General features: G+C 64.5%; 22 protein-coding genes and 1 pseudogene. 16 read left to right on the forward strand and 7 right to left on the reverse strand.

The genetic code is table 11. The features are described 5' to 3' along the window. The first annotated feature begins 7 nt into the window (after positions 1–7). The 12 genes from CCC_RS11455 to CCC_RS22615 all read left to right on the forward strand — a co-directional run bounded on the left by CCC_RS11455 (position 8) and on the right by CCC_RS22615 (position 11,095). A complete protein-coding gene (locus CCC_RS11455) occupies positions 8–1,228 on the forward strand; it encodes a CaiB/BaiF CoA transferase family protein (protein WP_009868198.1) in 1,221 nt (406 codons plus the stop codon). A 37-nt stretch (positions 1,229–1,265) separates the two neighbouring features. Then, on the forward strand, positions 1,266–3,245 hold the full coding sequence (locus tag CCC_RS11460) for an O-linked N-acetylglucosamine transferase, SPINDLY family protein (RefSeq protein ID WP_009868197.1): 1,980 nt from the start codon (positions 1,266–1,268) through the stop codon (positions 3,243–3,245). 559 nt (positions 3,246–3,804) lie between these two features. Further along, on the forward strand, positions 3,805–4,803 hold the full coding sequence (locus tag CCC_RS11465) for an FAD:protein FMN transferase (RefSeq protein WP_009868196.1): 999 nt from the start codon (positions 3,805–3,807) through the stop codon (positions 4,801–4,803). 5 nt (positions 4,804–4,808) lie between these two features. After that, positions 4,809–5,345 (forward strand): SoxR reducing system RseC family protein, encoded by a 537-nt coding sequence (locus CCC_RS11470; protein ID WP_009868195.1) that lies wholly within the window; start codon positions 4,809–4,811, stop codon positions 5,343–5,345. Positions 5,346–5,360: 15 nt separating this feature from the next. Further along, entirely contained in the window at positions 5,361–5,942 is a 582-nt protein-coding gene (gene rsxA, locus CCC_RS11475) for an electron transport complex subunit RsxA (RefSeq protein WP_009868194.1), read from the forward strand. Positions 5,943–5,955: 13 nt separating this feature from the next. Continuing rightward, positions 5,956–6,492 carry an RnfABCDGE type electron transport complex subunit B gene (locus CCC_RS11480; RefSeq protein ID WP_009868193.1) on the forward strand — a complete coding sequence of 179 codons (537 nt, stop codon included), beginning with the start codon at positions 5,956–5,958 and terminating at the stop codon, positions 6,490–6,492. 13 nt (positions 6,493–6,505) lie between these two features. Continuing rightward, on the forward strand, positions 6,506–8,002 hold the full coding sequence (gene rsxC / locus CCC_RS11485) for an electron transport complex subunit RsxC (RefSeq protein ID WP_009868192.1): 1,497 nt from the start codon (positions 6,506–6,508) through the stop codon (positions 8,000–8,002). Beyond that, entirely contained in the window at positions 7,999–9,075 is a 1,077-nt protein-coding gene (locus CCC_RS11490; RefSeq protein WP_009868191.1) for an RnfABCDGE type electron transport complex subunit D, read from the forward strand. Before rsxC ends, CCC_RS11490 begins: the two co-directional genes overlap by 4 nt. Further along, positions 9,072–9,704 carry an electron transport complex subunit RsxG gene (rsxG, locus tag CCC_RS11495; RefSeq protein WP_041041347.1) on the forward strand — a complete coding sequence of 211 codons (633 nt, stop codon included), beginning with the start codon at positions 9,072–9,074 and terminating at the stop codon, positions 9,702–9,704. The genes CCC_RS11490 and rsxG overlap by 4 nt, the downstream gene beginning before the upstream one ends. After that, the gene (locus tag CCC_RS11500; RefSeq protein WP_041041349.1) at positions 9,704–10,375 is read left to right on the forward strand and encodes an electron transport complex subunit E; all 672 of its coding nucleotides are present in this window, start codon (positions 9,704–9,706) and stop codon (positions 10,373–10,375) included. Before rsxG ends, CCC_RS11500 begins: the two co-directional genes overlap by 1 nt. Before the next feature lie 16 nt (positions 10,376–10,391). Next, on the forward strand, positions 10,392–10,685 hold the full coding sequence (locus CCC_RS11505; protein ID WP_009868234.1) for an RnfH family protein: 294 nt from the start codon (positions 10,392–10,394) through the stop codon (positions 10,683–10,685). Next, complete coding sequence (locus CCC_RS22615; protein ID WP_009868235.1) at positions 10,682–11,095, forward strand: hypothetical protein; 414 nt, start codon at positions 10,682–10,684, stop codon at positions 11,093–11,095. Before CCC_RS11505 ends, CCC_RS22615 begins: the two co-directional genes overlap by 4 nt. A 79-nt stretch (positions 11,096–11,174) precedes the next feature. On the opposite strand, the gene CCC_RS11515 is transcribed toward CCC_RS22615, so the two are convergent. From CCC_RS11515 to CCC_RS11545, 7 genes are all read right to left on the reverse strand, one after another. Further along, a complete protein-coding gene (locus tag CCC_RS11515) occupies positions 11,175–12,425 on the reverse strand; it encodes a cation:proton antiporter domain-containing protein (RefSeq protein ID WP_052473111.1) in 1,251 nt (416 codons plus the stop codon). Further along, positions 12,422–13,228 (reverse strand): ABC transporter permease subunit, encoded by an 807-nt coding sequence (locus CCC_RS11520; RefSeq protein ID WP_009868238.1) that lies wholly within the window; start codon positions 13,226–13,228, stop codon positions 12,422–12,424. Before CCC_RS11520 ends, CCC_RS11515 begins: the two co-directional genes overlap by 4 nt. Then, on the reverse strand, positions 13,225–14,112 hold the full coding sequence (locus CCC_RS11525) for an ABC transporter permease subunit (protein WP_009868239.1): 888 nt from the start codon (positions 14,110–14,112) through the stop codon (positions 13,225–13,227). The genes CCC_RS11520 and CCC_RS11525 overlap by 4 nt, the downstream gene beginning before the upstream one ends. Next, the gene (locus CCC_RS11530; protein WP_009868240.1) at positions 14,109–15,248 is read right to left on the reverse strand and encodes an ABC transporter ATP-binding protein; all 1,140 of its coding nucleotides are present in this window, start codon (positions 15,246–15,248) and stop codon (positions 14,109–14,111) included. Before CCC_RS11530 ends, CCC_RS11525 begins: the two co-directional genes overlap by 4 nt. 5 nt (positions 15,249–15,253) lie before the next feature. After that, positions 15,254–16,363: a polyamine ABC transporter substrate-binding protein gene (locus CCC_RS11535; protein ID WP_041041352.1), complete on the reverse strand. Its 1,110-nt coding sequence runs from the start codon at positions 16,361–16,363 to the stop codon at positions 15,254–15,256. Positions 16,364–16,585: 222 nt separating this feature from the next. Further along, positions 16,586–18,256 (reverse strand): cation acetate symporter, encoded by a 1,671-nt coding sequence (locus tag CCC_RS11540; RefSeq protein WP_041041354.1) that lies wholly within the window; start codon positions 18,254–18,256, stop codon positions 16,586–16,588. Further along, the gene (locus CCC_RS11545) at positions 18,253–18,567 is read right to left on the reverse strand and encodes a DUF485 domain-containing protein (RefSeq protein WP_009868244.1); all 315 of its coding nucleotides are present in this window, start codon (positions 18,565–18,567) and stop codon (positions 18,253–18,255) included. Before CCC_RS11545 ends, CCC_RS11540 begins: the two co-directional genes overlap by 4 nt. Positions 18,568–18,837: 270 nt before the next feature. Here CCC_RS11545 and CCC_RS11550 point away from each other — a divergent pair, with 270 nt between their 5' ends. The 4 genes and pseudogenes from CCC_RS11550 to CCC_RS22165 form a co-directional block, all read left to right on the forward strand. After that, positions 18,838–21,615, forward strand: a complete 2,778-nt coding sequence (locus CCC_RS11550; protein WP_009868245.1) for a cache domain-containing protein — start codon at positions 18,838–18,840, stop codon at positions 21,613–21,615. A 54-nt stretch (positions 21,616–21,669) separates the two neighbouring features. Beyond that, complete coding sequence (locus CCC_RS11555; protein WP_009868246.1) at positions 21,670–22,386, forward strand: response regulator transcription factor; 717 nt, start codon at positions 21,670–21,672, stop codon at positions 22,384–22,386. 85 nt (positions 22,387–22,471) lie between these two features. Beyond that, the gene (locus CCC_RS11560) at positions 22,472–24,097 is read left to right on the forward strand and encodes an acyl-CoA synthetase (protein WP_009868247.1); all 1,626 of its coding nucleotides are present in this window, start codon (positions 22,472–22,474) and stop codon (positions 24,095–24,097) included. Continuing rightward, positions 24,097–24,210, forward strand: a pseudogene (locus CCC_RS22165) (electron transfer flavoprotein subunit beta/FixA family protein); the annotation flags it as partial. The gene CCC_RS11560 and the pseudogene CCC_RS22165, both read left to right, overlap by 1 nt.

Below are 24,210 nucleotides of genomic sequence, written 5' to 3' on the forward strand. Positions count from 1 at the left end.
TAACGAGATGCGGGCTTTGGACGACATCTTGGTCCTCGACCTGTCGCGGGTGCTGGCCGGTCCCTTCTGCACCCAGATGCTGGCCGATCTGGGCGCCAAGGTGATCAAGGTGGAAAAGCCCGGTTCCGGTGACGACACCAGGGGCTGGGGCCCGCCTTTCCTCGCCGACCCGGAAACGGCGGAGAAAGGCGACGCCGCCTATTATCTCGCCGCCAACCGGGGCAAGCATTCGGTGACCATCGACTTGGCGAAGCCTGAGGGCCAGGAGCTGATCCGCGCCCTGGCGGCCAAGGCCGACGTGCTTGTGGAGAACTACAAGCTGGGCGGGCTGGCCAAATACGGCCTGGACTACGCGTCCTTGAAGACCATCAACCCCCGGCTGGTCTATTGCTCGATCACGGGATTTGGCCAGGACGGCCCTTATGCGCCGCGCGCCGGTTACGACTTCATGATCCAGGCCATGGGCGGCATGATGAGCGTGACGGGCGAGAAGGACGGCCTGCCCGGCGGCGGGCCCCAAAAGGCGGGCATCGCCATCGCCGATCTGTCCACCGGTCTGCACGCGGTCATCGCGGTTCTGGCGGCGCTCAACCAGCGCCATCGCACCGGGCGCGGCCAGTATATCGATCTCGGCCTGCTGGACGTGCAGGTCTCCATGATGTCCAATCAAGCCATGACCTATCTGGTCAGCGGCAAAGCCCCCGGACGCGCGGGCAACGGCCATGCCGCCATCGTGCCCTATCAGGCCTTTGCCACCATGGACGGCCATCTGATCATCGCGGTGGGCAATGACGGGCAATTCGCCAAACTGGCGGACGAACTCGGGCATCCCGAATGGGCCGAGGACGAGCGCTTCGCGCTCAACCGCACCCGCGTCGAGCACCGCGACGTGCTGACCCCCCTGATCGAGGCAGAAACCCGGCGCTATGATTCGGCCCAGTTGCTCGAAGCCTTGGAGCGCCGCCAGATTCCTTGCGGCCCCATCAACACCATGGACAAGGTCTTCGCCGATCCCCAGGCCAAGGCGCGCGGCCTGGACCAGGAGGTTCCCCACGCAAGGGCCGGGACCATTCCCACCGTGGCCAGCCCGCTGCGCCTGTCTGATTCCCCCGTCCTCTATGACCGGGGACCGCCGCTGTTGGGCGAGCACACCGAGAGCGTCCTGACCGAGATGCTGGGGCTTGATAGCGCAATGCTGGCCGCGCTTCGCGACAAAGGCGTGGTGTGAGCTTGACGGAGGCAGGGGCGCCCCCGATAACTCAGGGATGAGTTCCGACCCCGCCTTGCTGCTCCAAAGGGCCGAAGCGCTGCACAATCAGGGCCGCGTCGAGGAGGCGGATCGTCTTTACCAAGACCTCATCACCCAGGCTCCGCAATCGCCCGAGGCCGCCAAGGCGCTGACCAATCGGGGCGTCATCGCCCAGGGCGGAGGCCGGACCGACGAGGCCCTCGACCTTCATGGCCGCGCCCTTGCCCTGGTGCCCGGACTGGCAGAAGGCTGGTGCAACCGAGGCGATCTGTTCAGCGATCTGGGCCGGTGGAACGAGGCGCAAGCCGATTTCGCCCGCGCCGCCAAGCTCTCCCCCCAACTGCTTCCGGCCTGGTTCAACCTGGGCAATGCGCGCCTGCAATTGGGCGAAGCGGCGGCAGCGGAGGTCTGCTATCGCCGCGCCTTGGAACTGGCCCCCCATCTGCCGGTGATTCACGCCCAACTGGCCCGCTGCCTGGATGCGCTGGGCCGGGCGCAAGAGGCCGCCGACGCCATGGAGGCGGCATCGCGGCTGGCCCCCGGCGACTGGCGGATGCTGACCGATCTGGGCGCCCTACAGCAGCAGGCCGGACGGATCACTGCGGCCAAGGAAAGCCTGCGCTCGGCCATCTCGCTCAATCCCGCCCATGCCAGCGCCCATTACAATCTGGGCAATGTCTTTTACGGCGAGGGTCGCGCCACCGAGGCCTGCGCCTGCTGGCAGGCCGCCTGGACCATGGATACGGGGCTGAGGGACGCGGCGTCCAATTACCTCAACGGCCTGCACTACCTGCCCAAAATGAGCGGCGAAGAGACCGGCAAGATTCATCGCCAGATGATGGAGCGCATGGGTGCCCCCACGCCCTCGGGCTACGCCAATACGCCCGATCCGGGGCGGGTGATCCGGGTGGGCTATGTCTCGGCCGATTTGCGCCGCCATCCCCTGGGCCTGCTCATGCGCCCGGTGCTGAAGGGCCACGATCCGGCCCGGATTTTCGCCGCCTGCTATTCCACCCGGTCGGGCGACGACGACATCACCCCGGAATTGCGCCGCCACGCCGCGTTATGGCGCGATGTGGCCGGGCTGGATGCCGAGGCTCTGGCCCGGCTGATCCAAGACGACGGCATGGATATCCTGGTGGATCTTGACGGCCAGACGGCGGGCAACCGGTTGGATCTGTTCGCGCGCAAGCCCGCGCCGGTGCAGATAAGCTGGCTGGGCTATCCCTTTACCACCGGGCTGGCCGCCATGGACTATGCCCTGATGGACCGCGCCACCGTGCCGCCAGAGGCGGAAGGCTGGTTCAGCGAGACGGTGCTGCTGCTGCCCGGCTCGCGCCTGTGCTATCAGGGGGCCCAAACACCGGAGCCGCAACCGCCGCCCATGCTGCGCCGAGGCCATGTCACCTTCGGCAGCTTCAACAATATCGCCAAGCTGAATGGGCAGGTCGTGGCCTCCTGGGCGCGCATCCTGCACCGGGTGCCCGGCTCGCGCCTGGTGCTGAAATGGCCTCACCTTGCCTGGAAGGAGGTGGCGAGCCCTTTGCGCGAAGCCTTCGCCGCCCAGGGTATCGACCCCGATCGGCTGGAGCTGCGCGGCAATTCCCCACCCAGCCAGTTGCTGGCCGAATACGGTGATGTGGACATCGCCCTCGATCCCTTCCCCTATTGCGGCGCCTTCACCTCGTGCGAAGCGCTGTGGATGGGAGTCCCGGTGGTGACCCTGGCCGGGCCGCGCCCGTTCTCGCGCCAAAGTCTGGCCCTGCTGTCGGCCATGGGCCTGGAGGGCGATCTGGCGCGCTTCGATCTTGCGGAATACGAGGATCTGGCCGTCAGTTTGGCCGCCAACCTGCCCCGCCTGGAAGAACTGCGCCGCGAACTGCGCCCGGCCATGCGCCGGACCATCGGCGATTCCGCCGCCCATCTGGCCGCGCTGGAACAGGTCTTCCGGCAGGTTTGGACCGCATGGTGCGTAAAGATAAAGGGGGAAGCCTGAGAAGGCTCCCCCCTTTACCGCTCTCCCCTACCCCCCCGGGTTGGGATCGCTACAGCCGCTGCTCCCGCGGCCGCAAGTCGTCGGCACTGCAAAAATAAAGACCTGGCCCCATGGGCACAGGTCACTGCGTGTTTTTACTTAGCATCAAACCCCACCCATGCCAAGCCCAAAAGGATAGGTCGACACCATCCTTTTGGGCGGAAGCGCTGTTTGAAGGGAAAGGCCACGCTTCTTGTCGCTTTTGCGACAATGACGACATCTCGGCCAAATTGCTTTTTCAGCCCCTGCTAAAGGCCATAGGCGACCTGCCACAGCCCATGGATAGGGGCTGTATCATGAAAAAACGGCTGATTTTCGCCATTTCGCAAATTTGGCATTGCAATGCGTATTTCAAAACACGCACTCTTGATGTGGACGATGACCTCGCATACCATCCATGCAACGTTTTTTTGAGCAATTATACTTTTGTGGCGCGGGTCTTGCTAAGTGTCTTTGGCAAGGCCACGGGAACAGGCCCCCTTGCGTCAGGAAGTTTCACCCGAAGGAGGGCTTAGGCTCGATGACCGTTCGTATCACCCGCCGTCGTGCCATCACGGTTCTGGCCGCCGCCGCCGGACTGCCGTTGTTGATGAAGGCCAATGCCGCCCAGGCCCGCCTGGTGCGCTGGGAAGGGACGACGCTGGGCGCGCCGTCGACCATCCAGCTCTTCTCCACCGACGAGGCCCAGGCCCGCGCCGCCCTGGCCGCGGCCCAAGCCGAACTGGCCCGGCTGGAAGCCATCTTCAGCATCTACCGCGCCGATTCGGCCCTGTCGGCCTTGAACCGCGACGGCAAGCTGGACAATGCGCCCGCCGAATTCGTCGAACTGGCCGCCCATGCCAAGAGCCTGGCTGCCATCAGCGACGGCGCCTTCGACCCCACCATCCAGCCGGTGTGGCAGCTTTATTTCAGCCACTTCACCGCCGCCAACCCCGACGCAGCTGGCCCGTCGCGCAAGGATCTGGACGCGGCCCTGGCCCTGGTTGACTGGAAGGGAATCGAGATCGACCCCGCCGGGCGCCGTGTGGCCCTGGCCCGGCCCGGCATGGCGCTGACGCTCAACGCCCGCGCCCAAGGCTATATCACCGACAAGGTGGCCGAGGTGCTGCGCGCCCACGGCTTCACCCAGATGCTGGTGGATATGGGCGAGCCCCGCGCCATGGAGGCTAAGCCCGACGGCTCCGCCTGGCGCATCGGCATCGCCAATCCCGCCGACAATTCCAAGGCCGTCACCTCGGTCGACGTGATCAACAAGTGTGTCTCCACCTCGGGCGGCTATGGCACCATCTTCGACGAGGCGGGCAAGTTCACCCACATCATCGACCCCAGGACCGGCAAGACCGCTCCGGCCGATCTGGGCGTGACGGTGATCGCCGACAACGCCACCATCGCCGATGGCCTGGCCACCGCCCTGATCCTGGCCCCCGAGGCCAAGCGCGCCCATATCCTGCGGGCGGGCGGCGCGGAGAAGGCCTTCTTTGTCACGCCCGAAGGTGTGGTCGCGACGGTGACGGCCTAAGTCGGATGAGCGATCCCCTGTCCACGTTTCCCGATACCGATGACCGCGACATGATCGAGGGCTTTGCCCGCGTTGTCGCCATCAGCGACGGCAAGGCCTGGGCCGAACCCGAGCAGGCGCCCAGTTGCGGCGGCTGCCACTCGGCCGGGCTGTGCAGTATCGGCAAGCAGATCGGGGACCCGACCGCGCGCCAGATGGCCAAGCGCTTCGCCCTGCCGGGCGATCTGGGCCTGACGGTGGGGGAAAAAGTGGTGGTGGGTGTGCGCGAGGACACCCTGACCAAGGGCGCGCTCACCGCCTACGGCTTGCCGCTGGTCACTTTGCTGGCGGGCGGCATCTTGGGACAGGAACTGGGTCGCAGCGATGCCTTGGCGGCGCTGGGAGCCGTCATCGGTATGGTGGCCGGGCTTTTCGGCTCCCGCATCATCGCCGGTATTCTTTCGGCACGGGGGGAACTGACCCCCCGCTTCCTGCGCCGCACATTTGATGTGCCCGCGGATGGGGCCTGCCACACGGAACTTGGCCACACGGAACTTGGGTAAAGGGGAAAGCACCCGATGCAACATTACCTTCTGCTGATCATCAGCGCCGCCCTGGTCAGCAATGTCGTGCTGATGCGGTTCCTGGGCCTGTGTTCCTTCATGGGCGTCACCACCCGGGTCGATACCGCCGTGGGCATGGGGGCCGCCACCACCTTCTGCATCACCATTTCGGCCATGCTGGACTGGGGTCTCGAGCACTATCTGCTGGAGCCTTACGAACTGGGCTATCTGCGCACCGTGGCCTTCATCCTGGTCATCGCGGCCGCCGTGCAGTTCACCGAGGCCGTGGTCCGCAAGGTCTCGCCCGTCATGTTCCAGATGCTGGGCATCTATCTGCCGCTGATCACCACCAACTGCGCCGTGCTGGGCGTCAATCTGCTGCTGGTTGAAGGCAAGATGAACTTCATCGAGAGCACGCTGTTCGCCCTGGCCTCGTCGCTGGGCTATTCGCTGGTCATGGTGCTGTTCGCCGGCCTCAGAGAGCGTATCGCGCTCAACGCCGTGCCACGCCTGTTCGCCGGTCCGCCCATCGGCTTCATCACCGCCAGCTTGCTGGCCCTGGCCTTCATGGGCTTTTCCGGTATGAGCACCAATTAGGAGGTTGCCTGTCATGTTGTTGGATGTCGGAAGTCTGGCGGTGATGGGTGTGACGCTGGGCGCGGTTCTGGGAACCGCAGCCAAGCTCCTGGCCGTGCCCAATAACCCCATCGAGGAAGAGCTGCAGAACCTGCTTCCCGGTTCCCAGTGCGGCCAGTGCGGCTTCGTGGGCTGTGCCCAATACGCCGCGGCCCTGGCCAAGGGCGGCACGCCGGTCACGCTCTGCGCGCCGGGCGGCAAGGCCACCATCGAGGCTCTGGCCAAGAAGCTGGGCGTGCATGCCGATGCCGACGGTCACGAAGAGGTCGGCCCCCGCGTCGCCTTCGTCAACGAGGATCTGTGCATCGGCTGCCTGCGCTGCATCGGCGAATGCGGCTCGGACGCCATCGTCGGCGCGCCCAAGCAGCTTCACACGGTGATCGCCGACGCCTGCCACGCCTGTGGCAAGTGCTTCAAGATCTGCCCCACCGAGGCCATCGAGATGCGCCCCATCCCGCAAACCATCGCAGCCTGGCACTGGAATAAGCCCGGCGAGCATTCGGCTCATTGAGGAGAGACGGTCGATGAAACTGTTTCCCATCCTGGGGGGCATCCACCCGGAATACCGCAAGGAGCTGACGAGCGAAAAGGCTATCGTCGCCCTGCCGCTTCCGAAGACGCTTTACCTCCCCTTGCAGCAGCATATGGGCGCGCCCGCCAATACCACCGTCAGCGTGGGTGACGAAGTCAAGAAGGGCCAGGTCCTGGCCAAGGCGCAGGGCGCCATCTCGGCCGCCGTGCATGCCCCCACTTCGGGCCGCATCGCCGCCATTACCGAGATGACCGCGCCCCATCCTTCGGGTCTGCCCCAGTTGACCATCATGCTGGATTCCGACGGCAAGGATGAGTGGGCCGAGCCCATGGCCGCCATTGCCGATCCCTTCGCGGCTTCTGCCAATGAGATCAAGACCCGCGTCGCCGAGGCCGGTATCGTCGGCCTGGGCGGGGCGACCTTCCCCTCGGCGGTGAAGCTGGGCCTGGGTGGTCAGCACAAGCTGGAAATCCTGCTCTTGAACGGCGCCGAGTGCGAGCCCTACCTCACCTGCGACGACCGTGTCATGCGCGAATTCGCGGCCCAAGTGGTGGATGGCGCCCGCATCATGGCCCATGCGCTCGGCGCTCCCAAGGTGATCATCGCCGTGGAGGACAACAAGCCCCAGGCCGTGGAATCCTTGAAGGCCGAAGCCGCCAAGACCCCCAATGTCGAAGTGGTGGGCGTGCCGGTTCAGTATCCCATGGGCGCCGAACGCCACCTGACCCAGGCGGTGACGGGGCGCGAAACGCCGGCCCGCAAGCTGACCGCCGATGTGGGCGTGGTGGTGCACAACGTCGCCACGGCGCGCGCCGTGCATCAGGCGGTGCGTCTGGGCCGTCCGCTGGTCTCGCGCGTGGTCACGGTCAGCGGCGGCGGCGTCGCCGAGCCGAAGAATATCGAAGTGCCGCTGGGCACCAAGGTGAGCGAGCTGCTGGACTTCTGCGGCGGCATCTCCAAGGCCACCAAGCGCGTCATCTCCGGCGGCCCCATGATGGGCCAGCCTTTGCCCTCGCTGGACGTGGCGGTGGTCAAGGGTACGTCGGGCATCCTGGCGCTGACCCAGTCCGAAACCAACGAACACGCATCCAGCCCCTGCATCCGCTGCGGCTCCTGCGTCACCTACTGCCCCTGCGGTCTGGTGCCGGTGGAGATGGCCAGCTTCATCAGGAACGACAAGCTGGACCTGGCCGCCAAGATCGGCGTGCAGGATTGCGTGTCCTGCGGCTCTTGCTCCTATATCTGCCCGTCGCATATTCCGCTGGTGCATTTCTTCAACTACGCCAAGGGCAAGATCGCGGCCCTCGACCGCGAACGGCGCAAGACCGAGCAGACCAAATCGCTGGTCGAGGCCCATAACGCGCGTCTCGAACGCCAGGCCCAGGCCAAGCGCGAAGCCGCCGCCAAGGCCAAGGCCGCCAAGGAGGCCGCCGAAGCCGCTGCCGCCGCCCAGGCTCAACCCACCATCGAAGGCGGGGCCAACGCATGAGTATCGTGATCGACAAAAGCGGGCCGTTCACCCACGGCCCCAATACCGTGTCAAAGACCATGTTCACGGTCCTGGCGGCCCTGGCGCCCGCCACGCTGTATAATCTGTGGCTGTTCGGCCTTCCCGCCATTTTGCTGTTCATCGTGACCATGGCCGCCTGCGCGCTGTGCGAGGCCGCCTGCGTGCGCATCAGCGGCGGCAATCCCGACCGGGCCCTGGGCGACGGTTCGGTGTTGATCACCGGCTGGCTGCTGGCGCTGTCCCTGCCCCCCTGGGCGCCCTGGTGGGTGGCCGTGGTGGCCTCGGTCTTCGCCGTCTGCCTCGCCAAGCATGCCTTCGGCGGATTGGGCCAGAACGTCTTCAACCCGGCCATGGTCGGCCGCGTGGTGGTGCTGGTCTCCTTCCCGCTGCAGATGACCTCCTTCGTTAGCCCTAAGCCGCTGTTCACCCCCGGCTCGCCCGGCCTGTCCGAGTCCATGACCATCATCTTCGGACGTGGGTTCAGCCTGGACGGCATCAGCACCGCCTCGCCGCTGGGCTTCATCAAGACCGAGCTGTCCAAGGGCGTTCCGGTCACCCAGTCGCTGTCGTCCTTCCCCAGTCTTGGCGACATGATGATCGGCTTCCACCCCGGCTCCATGGGCGAGACGGCGGTGCCGCTGATCCTTCTGGGCGGCCTGTTCCTCATGTGGCGCAAGATCATCAGCTGGCACATTCCGGTGTCCATGCTGGCGACCCTGTTCCTGTTGGGCACCATCTTCAGCACCATCGACCCGGCCCGCCACACCGGCGGCATGGTCCAGCTGCTGTCGGGCGCGTCGTTCCTGGGCGCCTTCTTCATCGCCACCGACTATGTCACCTCGCCGGTGTCCAAGTCGGGCCAGTTGGCCTTCGGCTTCGGCGTCGGGTTGCTCACCTGGATCATCCGCACCTATGCCGGATATCCCGAGGGCGTGGCCTTCGCCGTGCTGCTGATGAACGCGCTGACGCCCATTCTCGATCAACATTTCCGGCCGCGCGTCTTCGGGCGCACCCGCAAGGGCGAGCCTCTGCCGGTCAGGGGGGACAAATGAGCCAAGCCGTACGGCCCACCTGGGTCCACGCCTTCATCCTCGGCACCTTCTGCGCCGGTTTCGGCGTGGCGCTGGCGCTGACCGACGACGTTACCAAGGCGCCCATCAAGGATCGCGCCCTGGAAGATAAGATGAACTCGCTGGGTCAGGTGATCCCTAAGTCCATCCACGACAACAACCCGGTCACCGACGCCATCACCCTGCCCAATCCGGCCGCGGGCGGCCATGGCGGCGCTCCGGCCGAGACCATCGTCTACCGCGCCATCAAGGACGGCAAGATCACCGGCGTGGCCTTCGAGCTGGACGCCTCGGGCGGCTATGGCGGCCCGGTCAAGCTGATGATGGGTATCGCGCCCGACGGCAAGCTTTTGGGCGTGCGCGTCATCTCCCACAAGGAGACGCCCGGTCTGGGCGACAAGATCGACGCCGCCAAGACTGACTGGATCACCCGATTCACCGGCCTGTCGCTGGGCAACCCGCCTGCGGATAAGTGGAAGGTCAAGAAGGACGGCGGCCAGTTTGACCAGTTCTCGGGCGCCACCATTACGCCACGCGCCGTGGTGGGTGGCATCCGCCACGGTCTGGAATTCTTCGCCGCCAATTCGGCCCGCATGATGGAGAAGAAGTGATGTCTGCAAGCTACGGACGGATCATCAAGGACGGATTGTGGGAAAACAACGGCGTGCTGTGCATGCTGCTGGGCATGTGCCCCACCATGGCCATGACCGGCACCGCCACCAACGGTTTGGGCATGGGCCTGGCCACGGCGGCGGTGATGGCGGCGTCCAACCTGATGGTGGCCATGTTCCGCAACTACGTCACCCACGAGGTGCGTATTCCGGTCTATATCCTGATCGTGGCGGCCAATGTCACCTTCGTGGATCTGGGCATGAATGCCTGGATGCACGAGCTTTACAAGGTGCTGGGCCTGTTCATTCCGCTGATCGTCTCCAACTGCCTGCCGCTGGCCCGTCTGGAGGCCTTCGCCGCCAAGGAGCCGGTGCTGCCCTCCTTCCTGGACGGATTGTTCATGGGCCTGGGCTTCACCCTGGCGCTGACCGCCATCGGCGCGGTGCGCGAGATGATCGGCCAGGGTACCCTGTTCGCCGATGCCGCCCTGCTGCTCGGCCCCTGGGCCAAGATGTTTGAACTGCGCGTCATGCCCGCCGATTGGGGCATCCTGGTCCTTATCCTGCCGCCCGGCGGCTTCCTGATCGCCGGTTTGATGGTGGTGGCCAAGCGTCTGGTCGATCTTGCCGGTGGCAAGGAAATCAAGATGGCTGGCGCGCACAGCGTCTAAGGGAGAGCTAGACATTATGAAAATCGGAGTCGTCTACGCCCTTCCCGCCCGCCAGTCATGGCTGACCATCGACGTTCCGGAGGGAACCACGGTCAAGGAAGCCATCCAGAAGTCCGGCATCCTGAACCAGTTTCCCGAGATCGATCTGGACACCCAGAAGGTCGGAATCTTCGGCAAATCCGCCGCCCTGGACGCGGTGGTGGAGGAAGGGGCGCGCATCGAGATCTACCGCCCCATCACCGTCGATCCCAAGACCGTCAAGCGCCGCGCCGCCCCCGAGGCTCCCGCGGCCGGAGGAGCGGAGTCATGAGCACCCAGGATCTCAGCGTCACCCAGGCGGTGGCCTATTCCGTCCTTTACGCCCTGGACATCGAAGCCGCAGCGCCCTGGAAGGCCTGGGCCCATATCTGGCTGAAGGGCGATGACCGCACGGCGGCCTCGGCCCAGATGGCGGCGGCCGGGGCGTCCACCCCATCGGCCAAATCCGCCGCCAATGCCGCCCGTCTGGCCGCCGAAGCCACCCAGTTGCAGACCGAGGCCGCCATGTTGATGGCCGAGAACCGCAACGCCTCGTGGCAGCTTGACCAGTACGAATTGCGCAACGAGCAGTGCCTGAACTCGGTCGCCGAATCCATCCGCATGGGCAGCAGCGACGGAACCCTCGATACCCAAAGCCCCCGCTCGGCGGAATTGCGGGCCAAGGTTCAGAAAGAGTTCTGAGGAGTAATATGCGGGGCTCCGCCCCGGTCCCCGGCTGGAGGCTTACGCCTCCAGACCTCCCCTGATTTTATCGATAAAATTAAAGGGGGTCTGGGGTCTGCCCCAGATGGGTTCGGGCGATAGCCCGATCATGCGGCAAAGCCATCCCCGCCAACGGCTTGGTCAGCGCCGTGGCGAACAGCGCCATCAGCACCATGGCACCGAAGCAGGTCTCGGAGATCAATCCGGTATCGGCCAGCAGGGTGAGAACCACCAGTTCCATCAGTCCCTTGCAGGTGAGCAACCCGCCGAGCGTCAACGCCTCGCGGCCCGTGCAGCCGCCCATCCAGGCGGGCAGCGCCGAGACCAGCTTGCCCAGAATGGCCGCAGCACTCATCACCCAGAAGATGGTCAACGCCCCGCCTCCCAGATCGATGCGGGTCTTCAACCCCACCGAGATGAAGAAGAAGGGCAGCAGCACCACCTGCACGAAGGTTTCGAAACTGCCGACGATGGCCTGGGCCACCTTGCGCGGCATCACCGCGCCGAACACGAAGGCGCCGATCACTGCGTGCAGGCCCAGTATTTCGGTGACCAACGAGGCCAATGCCAGACCGATGGTCAGCAGAACCACATCACCCGCCCCCACCCTGCCGCTGGCCTCGGCATGGGCGAAGAGACGGCGCAACAGCGGCCGGACCACCCAGAACAGAAAGCCCGCGAACAGCAGGGCGCCCAGGGCGGCCTGCCCAGCCTCCCACAGGTCGCCACCACGGCTTAGCGCCAGCAGCAAAGCCACCGCCACCCACAGAGCTGCATCGTTGAAGGCCGCCGCGCCGATAGCCATGACACCCGTTTTGTGGTGCTCGAGCCCCATCTCGCGGACCACGGCGCCCAGCACGGGCAAAGCGGTCACGCCCGCCGCAATGCCCATGGCGGCGGCGAAGACCGGCCTTGTGGCGAAGAACCCCGCCGCGTCGGGGATGGCGGCAAACAGCCACCAGCCCCCCACCGCCCCCGCCAGACTGGGCACCACCACGCTGGACAGGGCCAGGACGGAGAAACAGCGCCCCTGGCCCCTGATCCGCGCCAGATCGAAATGCAGGCCGATGGAGAAGGCGAAAAACACCACGGCAAGCCGCACCAGCCCGTCCAGCGCCAGCAGCGAGGCGGGCGGGAACAGCCGCATGGCAAGTTCAGGCGAGGCCCAGCCCAGAAGGCTCGGCCCCAGCGCGATCCCCACCGCCATCTGTACGGCAGCCAATGGCATCAGGCGGCCAATCAGCCTCATCCGCCACAGACCATAGGGCAGGCCGATGATCAGCGCGGTCTGGATCAGGAAGAGGCTCACCCGCCCTGCTGCTCCTTGGTCATCATCACGCGGCCCGCGATGGCGATGGCGATTCCCACCAGAGCCACCACGATGGTGGCCAGCGCGTTGATCTCGGGGCTTACCCCCAGTCGCACCTTGGAGAAGATGACGATGGGCAGCGGCGTGGCGCCCGGCCCGGAGACGAAGGCGGAAATCACCACATCGTCCACCGACAGCGTAAAGGCCAGCAGCCAGCCCGCCGCCAGGGCGGGCGCGATGATGGGAAGCGTGATGCGCAAAAAGACGGTGAGCGGTCGGGCCCCCAGATCCATGGCCGCCTCCTCCAGCGACATGTCCATCTGGCTCAAGCGCGAGCGCACCACCACGGTAACGAAGGACAGGCTGAAGGTGATATGGGCGATGACGATGGTGGTCATGGACCGCCCATCGGGCCAGCCCAGCAGATGCTCCATGCCGACGAACAGCAGCAGCAGGGCCAGGCCAGTGATGATCTCGGGCATCACCAGCGGGGCCGAGACCATGCCGGTGAACAGGGCACGGCCGGGATAACGCTTGAAACGCACCAGAACCACCGCCGCCAATGTGCCCAGAATAGTGGCCGAACAGGCATTGACGAAGGCGATCTTCAAACTCAGCCAGGCGGCGTCCAGCACCTGGGAATCGTGCAGCAATTCGCCATACCATTTGGTGGAAAAGCCGCCCCACACGGTGACCAGCTTGGACGCGTTGAAGGAATAGATCACCAAAAGCGCGATGGGCAAGTAAAGGAAGGCATAGACCAGCGCCAGGGCGCTATAGAGGGCGAAGCCGCGATTGTTCATCCCTCGCGCTCCAGCCGTTTGGCCTCGAAATGCTGGAACACCATGATGGGCACCACCAGAAGCACCAGCATGGCCACCGCCACCGCCGAGGCCGTCGGCCAGTCGCGGTTGTCGAAGAACTCGGCCCACAGCACCTTGCCGATCACCAATGTGTCGGGACCACCCAGCAGATCGGGAATGACGAACTCGCCCACCGCCGGAATGAAGACCAGCATGCAGCCCGCGATGATTCCGGGCATGCTGAGCGGCAAGGTGATAGCCAAAAACGCCTTGAATGGACGGCAACCCAGATCGGCGGCGGCTTCCAGCAGCGACAGGTCCATCTTCTCGAGCGTGGCGTAAAGCGGCAGGATCATGAACGGCAGGTAGGAATAGACCATGCCGATGACCACCGCCGTGGAGGTCTCGAGAATCTGCAAGGGCTCGGAGATGACCCCCATGCCCATCAGGGCCATGTTGAGCAGGCCTTCGTTCTTCAAGATGCCGATCCAGGCGTAGACGCGGATCAGGAACGAGGTCCAGAACGGCAGCGCCACCAGCATCAGCAGCGCCTGGCGGCGGCTGGCGGGTGCGCGGGCGATGGCATAGGCGGCGGGATAGCCTAGCAACAAACAGCCCAGCGTGGAGATCCCCGCCAATTTAAGCGATCCCAGATAGGCCAGCAGATAAAGATCGTCCCCCAACAGGGTGTTGTAGCCCGCCAGCGTCCCTCTAAAGACACCCTCGACCCAGAGCGGCATATAGGGCGGAATGCCCATCTGCGGCTCGGACAGGCTGATCTTGAGAACGATCAGGAAAGGCACCAGAAAGAACAGCAGCAACCAGGCATAGGGCGCCAGTCCCACCAGGAAACGCCCTCCCCTGCCCTCCAGCAGGCCTTTCATTTGGTGAGCACCAGGGAATCTGCGGGATGCCAAGCCAGGAACACAGGATCGTCCCAGGTCAGGCGGCTGTCCTCGCCGTGATGCAGATTGGTGCGCAGGGCCTGCACCTTGCGGCCCGAGGCGAGGCGCACATGGTAGATGGAGACGTCGCCCAGATAGGCGATGTCGCTGACCACGCCCTCGGCCCAGTTCTGGCCCGATTGGGGCTTGTCGCGCCCGATGCCCATCTTTTCCGGGCGCACCATGACGGTAACCGCCGCGCCCGCCGCCAACTTAGGCGCGCCCTGGACGGCTAGGTCGTGTTCCAGCTCGGGGCAGGTCACGGACACAGCCCCCTCGCCACCCTTGGCTGTCCCCTCGAACATATTGGCGGCGCCAATGAAATCGGCGACGAAGCGGGTGCCGGGATATTCATAGATCTCCACCGGGCTGCCCACCTGCTCGATACGCCCGGCATTCATGACGCCGATGCGGCTCGACATGGTCATGGCTTCGCCCTGGTCGTGGGTGACCATGACGAAGGTGATGCCGACCCGGTCCTGGATATTGACCAGTTCCAGCTGAGTGGCCTCGCGCAGCTTCTTGTCCAGGGCCGCCAAGGGCTCGTCCAGCAGGACCACCTTGGGCTCCTTGGCGAGGCAGCGGGCGAGCGCCACGCGCTGGCGCTGGCCGCCCGACAACTGGTGCGGCTTGCGCCCCGAGAAACGGCTCATCTGAACGAGGTCCAGGCTGGCGGCCACCTTGTCCCTGATGACCGCCTTGGGCAACCCATCCTGCTTCAGGCCAAAGGCGATATTGTCGGCCACGCTCATATGGGGGAACAGGGCATAGGACTGGAACATCATGTTCACCGGCCGCTCATAGGGCGGCACAGCCGTGACGTCTTGGCCATCGATGAGGATGCGCCCCGTCGTCGGCGTCTCGAACCCGGCCAGCATGCGCAACAGCGTGGTCTTGCCGCAGCCCGAGGCGCCGAGCAGCGAGAAAAACTCGCCCTTGTGAATGGCGAGATCCACATGCTCCACGGCGGTGAAATCCCCGAACCGCTTGGAAATCCCCTCGAAGCGGATCAGCGGCACCGCCTGGGGATCGTTCCAGGGAGCATTGGCCTCCCGCTTGACCGCCGCCTGCGCCATGCCCTTTAGCGGCCCGTCTTGACGGTGGTCCACAACCGGGTGCGCTCGCGCTCCTTGGCCATCTCGGCGGGCGGAACCTGGAACTCCTTGGCCACCACGGCCTCGGGCGGGAAGATCACCGGATCGCTTTGGATGTCCTTGTTGACCAGATGCTTGGAGCCCGAGATGGGATTGGCATAGCCGGTGGTATTGGTGAAGCCCGCCGCCACTTCCGGCTTCATCAGGAAATCGATGAACTTATGCGCGTTGTCGGGATGGGGGGCATCGGCGGGAATGACCATGGAATCGATATTGACCACGGCGCCTTCCTTGGGGATGACCACCTTGACCTTGACGCCCTTGCCCGCTTCGGCGGCGCGGTTGCGCGCCTGGACCAGATCGCCCACATAGCCGTGCGCCATGCAGATGTCGCCATTGGCCAGATCGTTGATGAATTTGGACGAATGGAAATACTTGATGCTGGGACGGATCTTGGTCACCGCCTCGGCCGCCGCCTTGAGATCGGCGGATTCGAGCGAGGCGCCGTTCTTACCCAGATAAACCAGGGCGGCGGGGAAAACCTCGGTGGGCGCGTCCAGCAGGCTGACACCGCAGCCCTTCAGCTTGGAGACCTGGGCCGGATCGAACAGGGCCGACCAACTGTCCAGGGGCATGCCCGGCGCCGCCTTGGCGACCTTGTCCACGTTATAGGCATAGCCGCTGGCCGAGATGGCATAGGGAATGGCGTAGAGATTGCCCGGATCGGCGGAGCGGCCCAGCGTCACCATCACCTGGGCGTCCAGATTGCCGTAATTGGACAACTTGGTGCGGTCCAGCTTCTGATAAATGCCCGCCTTGATCTGATTGGCCAGGAATGGGGACGCCGAGGGGAACACCACGTCATAGCCCGACTTGCCCGCCTGCAGCTTGGCCTGAAGCACTTCGTTGCTGTCGTAAACGTCGTAATTGACCTTGATGCCGGTCTGGGCGGTGAACTTCTCCAGCGTATCGGGCGCGATATAGTCCGACCAGTTGTAGACGTTCAGCACCTTGTCTTCCGCCGCCTGGGCACCAGGAACTGAAGACGCAACCGCAGCAATCAGCGACAAAGCGACAGCCGTCAAGGAAACGCGCATGACCTTATCCCCCAGCCAGAAATCCCGATGCCGGGCCGATCGCCGCCGATACCCGTGCGGGGCCGATATTTCCGGTCCAGGGACTGCCTTGTCAACGGGCAATGCTTAAAAAAAGGCCCGCCGGAGAAGAACCCCGGCGGGTTTCGCAGTTTGCGGGAGGTAACTGAATAGTTTGGCGGACCGATTCACCGGCTGGCGACGTCGCCAGCCGGGATCGGACCACTAGTGATTGGAGGCCGATGCAGCACCGATTCCCGTCTGGGCGCGGACATACTGGTCCTCGAACAGAGCCTTCTCCGCCTCGGCGGTCGCGCTCTTGTCCAGCTTGGAGACCAAGATGGTGACGGCAAAGGCCAGGGTCATGGAGAACAGGGCCGGATGCTCGTAGGGGAAGATGGGCGCCGGATTGTTCAGCACCACCACCCACACGGCCTTGGACAGCACCACGCAGGCCACCGCCGACACCAGACCGGCGATGCCGCCCCACAAGGCGCCCTTGGTGGTCAGGCCCTTCCAGTACATGGAGAGGAACAGCACCGGGAAGTTGGCCGAGGCCGCGATGCCGAAGGTGAGGCCCACCAGGAAAGCGACGTTCTGCTTCTCGAACATGATCCCTAAGATCACGGCGATGACGCCCAGCACCAGGGAAGCCAGCTTGGAGACGCGCATCTCCTCGGCCTCGGTGGCGTGGCCCTTGCGGATGACGCGGGCATAGATGTCGTGGGCGATGGCCGAGGCGCCGGCCAGGGCCAGACCCGAGACCACGGCTAAGATGGTGGCGAAGGCCACCGCCGACAGGAAGCCCAGGAAGATGTCGCCGCCCAGGGCCTTGGCCAGATGCATCACCGGCATATTGCCGCCGCCCAGCAGCTTGCCGCCCACCTTGCCGCCTTCGAAGAACTGCGGATCGGTGCCGACGATGCTGACCGCGGCGAGGCCCAGGATGCAGACCACCAGGAAGAAGAAGCCGATGAAGCCCGACGCCACGAACACGCTCTTGCGCGCTTCCTTGGCGTTGGGAACGGTGAAGAAACGCATCAGGATGTGCGGCAGCGCGGCGGTGCCGAACACCAGACCCAGCGACAGCGACACCGCCGAGACCGGATCGGCCAGCAGAGTGCCCGGCCCCATGATCTTGACGCCCGCCTTGTGGGACGAGACCGCCTTGGCGGCCAGGGTTTCCAGGCTGAAGCCGAACTTGGACAGAGCCAGGACGCAGAGCAGGACGCCGCCGCCCAGAAGAAGACAGGCCTTGATGATCTGCACCCAGGTGGTGGCGATCATGCCGCCGAAGGTGACATAGACCACCATCAGCACGCCGACGATGATCACCGCCACGGCATAGTCGAGGCCGAACAGCAGCTTGATCAGCTGACCGGCGCCGACCATCTGGACGATCAGATAGAAGCACACCACGGTGAGCGACCCCATGGCCGCGAAGGTGCGCACCTTGGACTGGTCCAGGCGGTAGGACGCGATGTCGGCGAAGGTATAACGGCCCAGATTCCTGAGGCGCTCGGCCAGCAGGAACAGGATGATGGGCCAGCCGACGAAGAAGCTGATGGTGTAGATGAAGCCGTCGAAGCCGGTGGCGAACACCATGGAGGACAGGCCCAGCAGAGTGGCCGCCGACATATAGTCGCCCGCAATGGCCAGACCATTCTGGAAGCCGGTGATGCCGCCGCCCGCCGTATAGAAGTCGGCGGCCGACTTGGTGCGCTTGGAGGCCCAATAGGTAATGCCCAGCGTGCCCATGACGAAGGCGAAGAACATGGCGATGGCGGTGACGTTCACTGGCTGCTTCTCGGAGCCGCCGAGATCGCCGGGACCGGCCAGGGCGGGCGCGGCGACCAGCAGGGCCGCCACGGCGAGGGAAATCAGGGACTTGCTCATTCCAGCACCTCGCGCACCACGTCCTTGTTCAGCTCCTCGAACTCGCCATTGGCGAAGTGGGAGTAAAGACCGGTCAACAGCCACGACACCACGATGATGGCGGCGCCCACCGGCACGCCCACGGTGAGGTTCGAGCCCTCGGACAGCGGCGTGCGCAGGATCTCCGGCGCGAAGGCGACGATCATCATGAAGCAGTAATAAGAGCCCAGCACGATCACCGACAAAGTGACGGCCAGCCGCGTGCGCTTCTTGACCAGTTCGTGGAATTTCGGGTTCTGGCGAACCCGCGCATAGGTGTCTGAATCAGACATGTCCCCTCCGGATGTGTTTATTTTCACCCTCCACCTATCAAAGGAGCTTTGCCGAACTTTTCCTCAATCATGACGAATTGTATCCGGGACGCAGCCATGCGATGGCATAAGCAAGGTTGATATGGGCAGCGATTTGAAGTGACACTCGACCATGTCATCCCGAGCGCAAGCCGAGGGATCTCCATTTGTCGTGGCATTACCGAAACTGACATGTCGTACCAGGATGAGATCCCTCCTCCCGTCGATCGTCGGGATGACAGGCCGCAATAGATGATCCGCTCGCGCCTGTTCTTCCGGCTGTTCTCGGCCATTCTCGCCGCCGTGGCCCTGTTCGCGGCGGCCATCTACGCCTTTTCGGTGCCGCTGATCGAGGAGAAGGCCTACGAGATCGAGCTGAACGCCAGCCGGACCATCCTCGACAATGTCTTCGTCATGACTGGCAAGATCGATGTCAGCCTGGAAGACCGCCGGGCCATGACGGTGGAATCCTACAAGGCGCAGCTCAAAAACGTGGTCTCCCTGGCCGCGTCCTATCTGGAACACGTCTTCGCCCGCGCCGACCGGGGCGAGATCAGCGAGGCCGAAGCCCGCCGCCTGGCCTTCGACGGCTTGCGCGCCTTCAAATGGGGCAATAACGATTATATCTGGGTGACCGACTACAATTCGGTGATCCGCTCCCATCCCGACCCCGAATTCCAGGGCCGCGACGCCTCGCGGGTTCAGGGCTCGGACGGACGCGCCATCCTGCCCACCATCATCGCCATCGCCCGCAACAAGGGCGAGGGCTTCCATACCTATCCCTGGCAGCGCCTGGGTGAGAGCAAGACCAGCGAGAAGCTTTCCTATTTCATCGACATGCCCAATCGCGGTCTGGTGATCGGCACCGGAGCCTATCTGGACGACATCGACCGCGAGGTGGAGCGCCGCAAGGCCGAGGCCGTCGAGGACCTGCGCCAGGCGCTGCGCAATATCCGCATCGCGCGCACCGGCTACGTCTATATCTTCGACGCGGCCAAAACCATGATCATCCACCCCAACGCCAATATCGAGGGTCAAGCTTTTGGCACCCGTGTCGATCCGGCCACGGGTCGGCGTATCGCCGATGAATTGATGGAAGCCGCCGACAGTGACCGCCCGCTGACCTATCTGTGGGACAAGCCGTCGGATCCGGGCAATTACGCCTATGAGAAGATTTCCTGGGTGCGCCACTTCAAGGGCTTTGACTGGTATATCGCCTCCTCGGTCTATGTGGACGAGTTGAAACGCTCCTCGGCGGTGTTGGGCAACCGACTGGTGACCATCGCCCTGGCCTTCCTGGTGGTTGCGGCCGCGCTGGGCTATCTGGCGGTGGACTGGCTGACCCGGCCCCTCAACCGTCTGGCCGAAACCGCAGAACAGGTCCAAGCCGGGAATCTGGACGCCCAAAGCGGCATCCGCCGCGATGACGAGATCGGCCTTCTGGCCGAGGCCCTGGACGGCATGGTCCGCCGGGTCAAGGACGATATCCTGACGCTCGATTCCCGCGTGCAGGAACGCACCATGGAACTGGAAGAGGCCGAGACCCGCCGCCGCCTGATTCTCGACGCCATTCCTGCCGCCATCGCCTATCTGGGCCGAGACGAGGTCATCCGCTTCGTCAACCGGGGCTGGGCGGATCTGGTGCGCCAAGATACGGCCAACCTGATCGGCAGCAGCCTTCGGTCAGCCATCGGGCGCTTTGCCCACAATGCCATCCAGCCGCATATGGAGCGCACCTGGGCGGGCGAGGAAGTGAGTTTCGAATACAGCTTCCCCCATCCCGACGGGCATGTGGTCACCACCAAGAACATCCTGATTCCGCAACTGGCGGCCAATGGAACGGTGAGTGCCATGTTCGTTCTGGCGCTCGACATCACGGCGGAAAAGGCCACTGAAGGCCAGTTGATGGAGGCCCAGCGCATGAAGGCGGTGGGCCAGTTGTCGGGTGGCTTGGCCCATGACTTCAACAATCTGCTCTCAGTCATCTTGGGCAATCTGGCGGCGGCGCGCGACCGATATGGAGAGGTCGAGGGGCTGGATTCCTATCTGGAACCGGCGGTGCGCGCCAGCCGCCGTGGCGCCGACATCACGTCGCGCCTGCTGGCCTTCTCGCGCCAGCAGCCCTTGAAGCCGCAACCCGTGGATGTTTCCGCCCTGGTGCGCGAAGTCTCGGTGCTGCTGTCGCGCTCACTGCCGTCTTCGGTCACCATCACCATTCCCGACGAGGGCGGCGAATGCTGGGCCATCGCCGATGCCAACCAGTTGGAGAACGCCCTGATCAACCTGGCGCTCAATGCCAGGGACGCCATGCCCGATGGCGGGCGCCTGGAAATGGATGTGCGCCTCCGGACCGTGACCGATCCCCTGACCTTCGACGAGAAGGTGGAGCCCGACGATTACCTGGAAATCCGCGTGTCGGACAGCGGCGAGGGCTTTGCTCTCGAAGCCATGACCCGGGCCTTCGAGCCCTTCTTCACCACCAAGCGCCTGGGCTCGGGCCTGGGTCTGTCCATGGTCTACGGCTTCGTGAAACAGTCCAAGGGCTATATCGCCCTGGACAGCCGTTTGGGTGTCGGCTCCACCGTCACCATCTTGCTGCCCCGCGCCGCCCCGGTGGCCTTGGAGGCGGAGGAGGATTCCACGCCGCTTTCACCATCGCGCTGGCAAGGGCAACTAGCCCTCATCGCCGAGGACGATGCCGATGTGCGCGCCGTGCTGCGCGGCCAGTTGGTGGATCTGGGCTTCTCGGTGGTCGAAGCGGAAAGCGGCGACGAGGCCGCCGATCTGTTCGGCCAGATCGAGGGCCTGTCCCTGGTGGTCTCCGACATCGTCATGCCCGGCATGAGCGGTATCGAACTGGCCGAGCGCATCCGGGCCGAGCGCCCCGCCATCCGCGTGATTCTCATCAGCGGATTCTCCTTCGACACTAGCCCCGAGGCCGATGATCTGGTCATATTGCGAAAACCATGGGACAGATCCGATCTCGCCGCCGCCGTAGCCCGGACGACGGAGCCTTCGGACGCGGCGTGAAGGGCTGGGCAATCAGAGGCCCTCGCCCGGCGATTGAGGGGCTGATGTAAAACAATGAGCGGCAAGAAGCGCATCTACGTCATCGATGACGAGCCCGATATCCGCGCCTTGCTGCGCCAAGTGCTGGAGGGCTACGGCTATCAGGTGACGCCCCTGGCCAGTGGAGCCCTGGCCCGCCAGGCCATCCGCCGCGAGCCGCCCGATCTGTGCATCGTCGATCTCGGCCTGCCCGACATGGATGGCCTCACCCTGGTCCGGGAATTGTGGGAGGACGTGCGCTTCGGGGTGATCATCCTGACGGGGCGCGGCGGGGTTTCTGACCGGGTTCTGGGGCTGGAACTGGGCGCCGACGACTATATCGTCAAGCCCTTCGAGCCGCGCGAACTGGTGGCCCGCGTCAATTCGGTCATCCGCCGCCGCGATCAACTGGCCGCCACCAGCGGCCCCATCACCACGCGGGCGGCCTTCGGCGAGTGGATCTATGATTCCGGCGATCTCAGCCTCACCCATGCCGATGGACGCCAAGAGACGCTCACCGCCGCCGAGGCCGTGCTGCTCACCGCACTCCTGCGCGCGCCCAAGCGCGTTCTGTCGCGCGAGCAATTGCAAGGGGCCGAGCCGGAAAAGGACGATTTCGCCTTCGACCGCGCCATCGATGTGCGCATCTCGCGCATCAGGAAGAAGATCGAAGCCGATCCGAAATTCCCCCGCCTGATCAAGACGGTCTATGGCGCAGGCTATCTCTTCGCCACCGATGTGCGGTGGGAGTAGAAACAATTCGTTAGAATCCGGAGACACTTGGGCAATGAGAGGCCGCTAGAACCTTCGGCAAAATATTGGAAGGGAGAGTCCTCTAATGTCCGCCAATCCGTATGAACTGGGTCTGACCAAGAACGACGCCAATTTCGTGGCGCTGACGCCGCTCACCTTCCTGGAGCGCGCCGCCGCCGTATGGCCGGATCGTCTGGCCGTCATTCACGGCCCCGTACGCCGGACCTGGGCCGAAACCTTCGTGCGCTGCCGCAAGCTGGCCGCCGCGCTCGCCCAGCGCGGCATCGGACTGGGCGACACCGTGGCCCTGATGGGCGCCAATACGCCCGAGACCTTCGAGGCCCATTTCGGCGTCCCGCTGACCGGTGCCGTTCTGAACGCCATCAACACCCGTCTCGACGCCGACGCCGTCACCTTCATCCTCAACCATGCCGAGGCCAAGATCCTCATCACCGACCGGGAGTTCTCGCCGGTGGTAAAGAAGGCCCTGGCCGCGCTGGGCCGCACCATTCCGGTGATCGATATCGACGATCCCCAGTTCAAGGGCGGCGAACTGCTGGGCGAGAAGACCTACGAGCAGCTTCTGGATGAAGCGCAATCCGAAGCGCCCTGGACCATGCCCTCCGATGAGTGGCAGGCCATCGCTCTCAACTACACGTCGGGCACCACCGGCAATCCCAAGGGCGTGGTCTACCACCATCGCGGCGCTTATCTGAACGCGGTGTCCAACGCGCTGTCATGGCAGATGGGCGACGGCACGGTCTATCTGTGGACGCTGCCCATGTTCCACTGCAATGGCTGGTGCTTCCCCTGGACCATGGCCGTGGTGGCGGGCACCAGTGTCTGCCTGCGCCATGTGCGCGTCGATGCCATCATGAGCGCCATCAGAGACGAGAAGGTCACCAATTTCTGCGGTGCCCCCATCGTGCTCAACATGATCAACAACGCGCCCGCCGCCCTGAAGGAAGGCATCAGCCATGCCGTCAAGGTGATGACCGCCGGTGCCGCGCCGCCCGCCCCCGTCATCGCGGGCATGGAGCGCATGGGCTGGGAAGTGACCCATGTCTATGGCCTGACCGAGTGCTATGGCCCCACGGTCCAGTGCGTTTGGCACGACAAGTGGAATCCCCTCTCCATCGAAGAAAAGGCCCAGATCAAGGCGCGCCAGGGCGTGCGCGGCCCCATGCTGGAAGGCCTGATGATCGCCGATCCCTTGAGCCTGGAGCCTGCGCCCAAGGACGGCAAGACGGTGGGCGAGATCTTCATGCGCGGCAACAATGTCATGAAGGGCTATCTCAAGAATCCCGCCGCCACCCAGGAAGCCTTTGCCGGTGGCTGGTTCCATACCGGTGATCTGGCGGTCTGGCACCCCGACGGCTATGTCGAGATCAAGGACCGCTCCAAGGACATCATCATCTCAGGCGGCGAGAATATCTCGTCCATCGAGGTGGAAGACATCCTCTACGCCCACCCCGCCGTGCTGGAAGCCGCCGTGGTCGCCCGGCCCGACGAGAAATGGGGCGAGACGCCATGTGCCTTCATCGCGCTCAAAGATGGCGCCGAGGCCAGTGAAGCCGATATCATCAGCTTCTGCCGCGAACGCATGGCCCATTTCAAGGTGCCGAGGACCATCGTGTTCGGCGGACTGCCCAAGACCTCCACCGGCAAGGTCCAGAAGTTCATGCTGCGCCAGAAGGCCAAGGAGCTGTGATGACCAAGGTACTCGTCGCGATCAAGCGGGTGATCGACTACAACGTCAAGATTCGGGTCAAGTCGGATGGTTCGGGTGTGGAGACCCAGAATGTGAAGTTCTCCATGAACCCC

Origin of the sequence: Paramagnetospirillum magnetotacticum MS-1 (genome assembly GCF_000829825.1) — a bacterium.
GTDB classification, from domain to species: Bacteria; Pseudomonadota; Alphaproteobacteria; order Rhodospirillales; family Magnetospirillaceae; genus Phaeospirillum; species Phaeospirillum magnetotacticum.

Coding starts and splice junctions, on each gene's coding strand:
- CCC_RS11455 (WP_009868198.1), top strand. CDS start 8: ATGCGGGCTTTGGACGACATCTTGGTCCTCGACCTGTCGCGGGTGCTG.
- CCC_RS11460 (WP_009868197.1), top strand. CDS start 1,266: ATGAGTTCCGACCCCGCCTTGCTGCTCCAAAGGGCCGAAGCGCTGCAC.
- CCC_RS11465 (WP_009868196.1), top strand. CDS start 3,805: ATGACCGTTCGTATCACCCGCCGTCGTGCCATCACGGTTCTGGCCGCC.
- CCC_RS11470 (WP_009868195.1), top strand. CDS start 4,809: ATGAGCGATCCCCTGTCCACGTTTCCCGATACCGATGACCGCGACATG.
- rsxA (WP_009868194.1), top strand. CDS start 5,361: ATGCAACATTACCTTCTGCTGATCATCAGCGCCGCCCTGGTCAGCAAT.
- CCC_RS11480 (WP_009868193.1), top strand. CDS start 5,956: ATGTTGTTGGATGTCGGAAGTCTGGCGGTGATGGGTGTGACGCTGGGC.
- rsxC (WP_009868192.1), top strand. CDS start 6,506: ATGAAACTGTTTCCCATCCTGGGGGGCATCCACCCGGAATACCGCAAG.
- CCC_RS11490 (WP_009868191.1), top strand. CDS start 7,999: ATGAGTATCGTGATCGACAAAAGCGGGCCGTTCACCCACGGCCCCAAT.
- rsxG (WP_041041347.1), top strand. CDS start 9,072: ATGAGCCAAGCCGTACGGCCCACCTGGGTCCACGCCTTCATCCTCGGC.
- CCC_RS11500 (WP_041041349.1), top strand. CDS start 9,704: ATGTCTGCAAGCTACGGACGGATCATCAAGGACGGATTGTGGGAAAAC.
- CCC_RS11505 (WP_009868234.1), top strand. CDS start 10,392: ATGAAAATCGGAGTCGTCTACGCCCTTCCCGCCCGCCAGTCATGGCTG.
- CCC_RS22615 (WP_009868235.1), top strand. CDS start 10,682: ATGAGCACCCAGGATCTCAGCGTCACCCAGGCGGTGGCCTATTCCGTC.
- CCC_RS11520 (WP_009868238.1), bottom strand. CDS start 13,228: ATGAACAATCGCGGCTTCGCCCTCTATAGCGCCCTGGCGCTGGTCTAT.
- CCC_RS11525 (WP_009868239.1), bottom strand. CDS start 14,112: ATGAAAGGCCTGCTGGAGGGCAGGGGAGGGCGTTTCCTGGTGGGACTG.
- CCC_RS11530 (WP_009868240.1), bottom strand. CDS start 15,248: ATGGCGCAGGCGGCGGTCAAGCGGGAGGCCAATGCTCCCTGGAACGAT.
- CCC_RS11535 (WP_041041352.1), bottom strand. CDS start 16,363: ATGCGCGTTTCCTTGACGGCTGTCGCTTTGTCGCTGATTGCTGCGGTT.
- CCC_RS11540 (WP_041041354.1), bottom strand. CDS start 18,256: ATGAGCAAGTCCCTGATTTCCCTCGCCGTGGCGGCCCTGCTGGTCGCC.
- CCC_RS11545 (WP_009868244.1), bottom strand. CDS start 18,567: ATGTCTGATTCAGACACCTATGCGCGGGTTCGCCAGAACCCGAAATTC.
- CCC_RS11550 (WP_009868245.1), top strand. CDS start 18,838: ATGATCCGCTCGCGCCTGTTCTTCCGGCTGTTCTCGGCCATTCTCGCC.
- CCC_RS11555 (WP_009868246.1), top strand. CDS start 21,670: ATGAGCGGCAAGAAGCGCATCTACGTCATCGATGACGAGCCCGATATC.
- CCC_RS11560 (WP_009868247.1), top strand. CDS start 22,472: ATGTCCGCCAATCCGTATGAACTGGGTCTGACCAAGAACGACGCCAAT.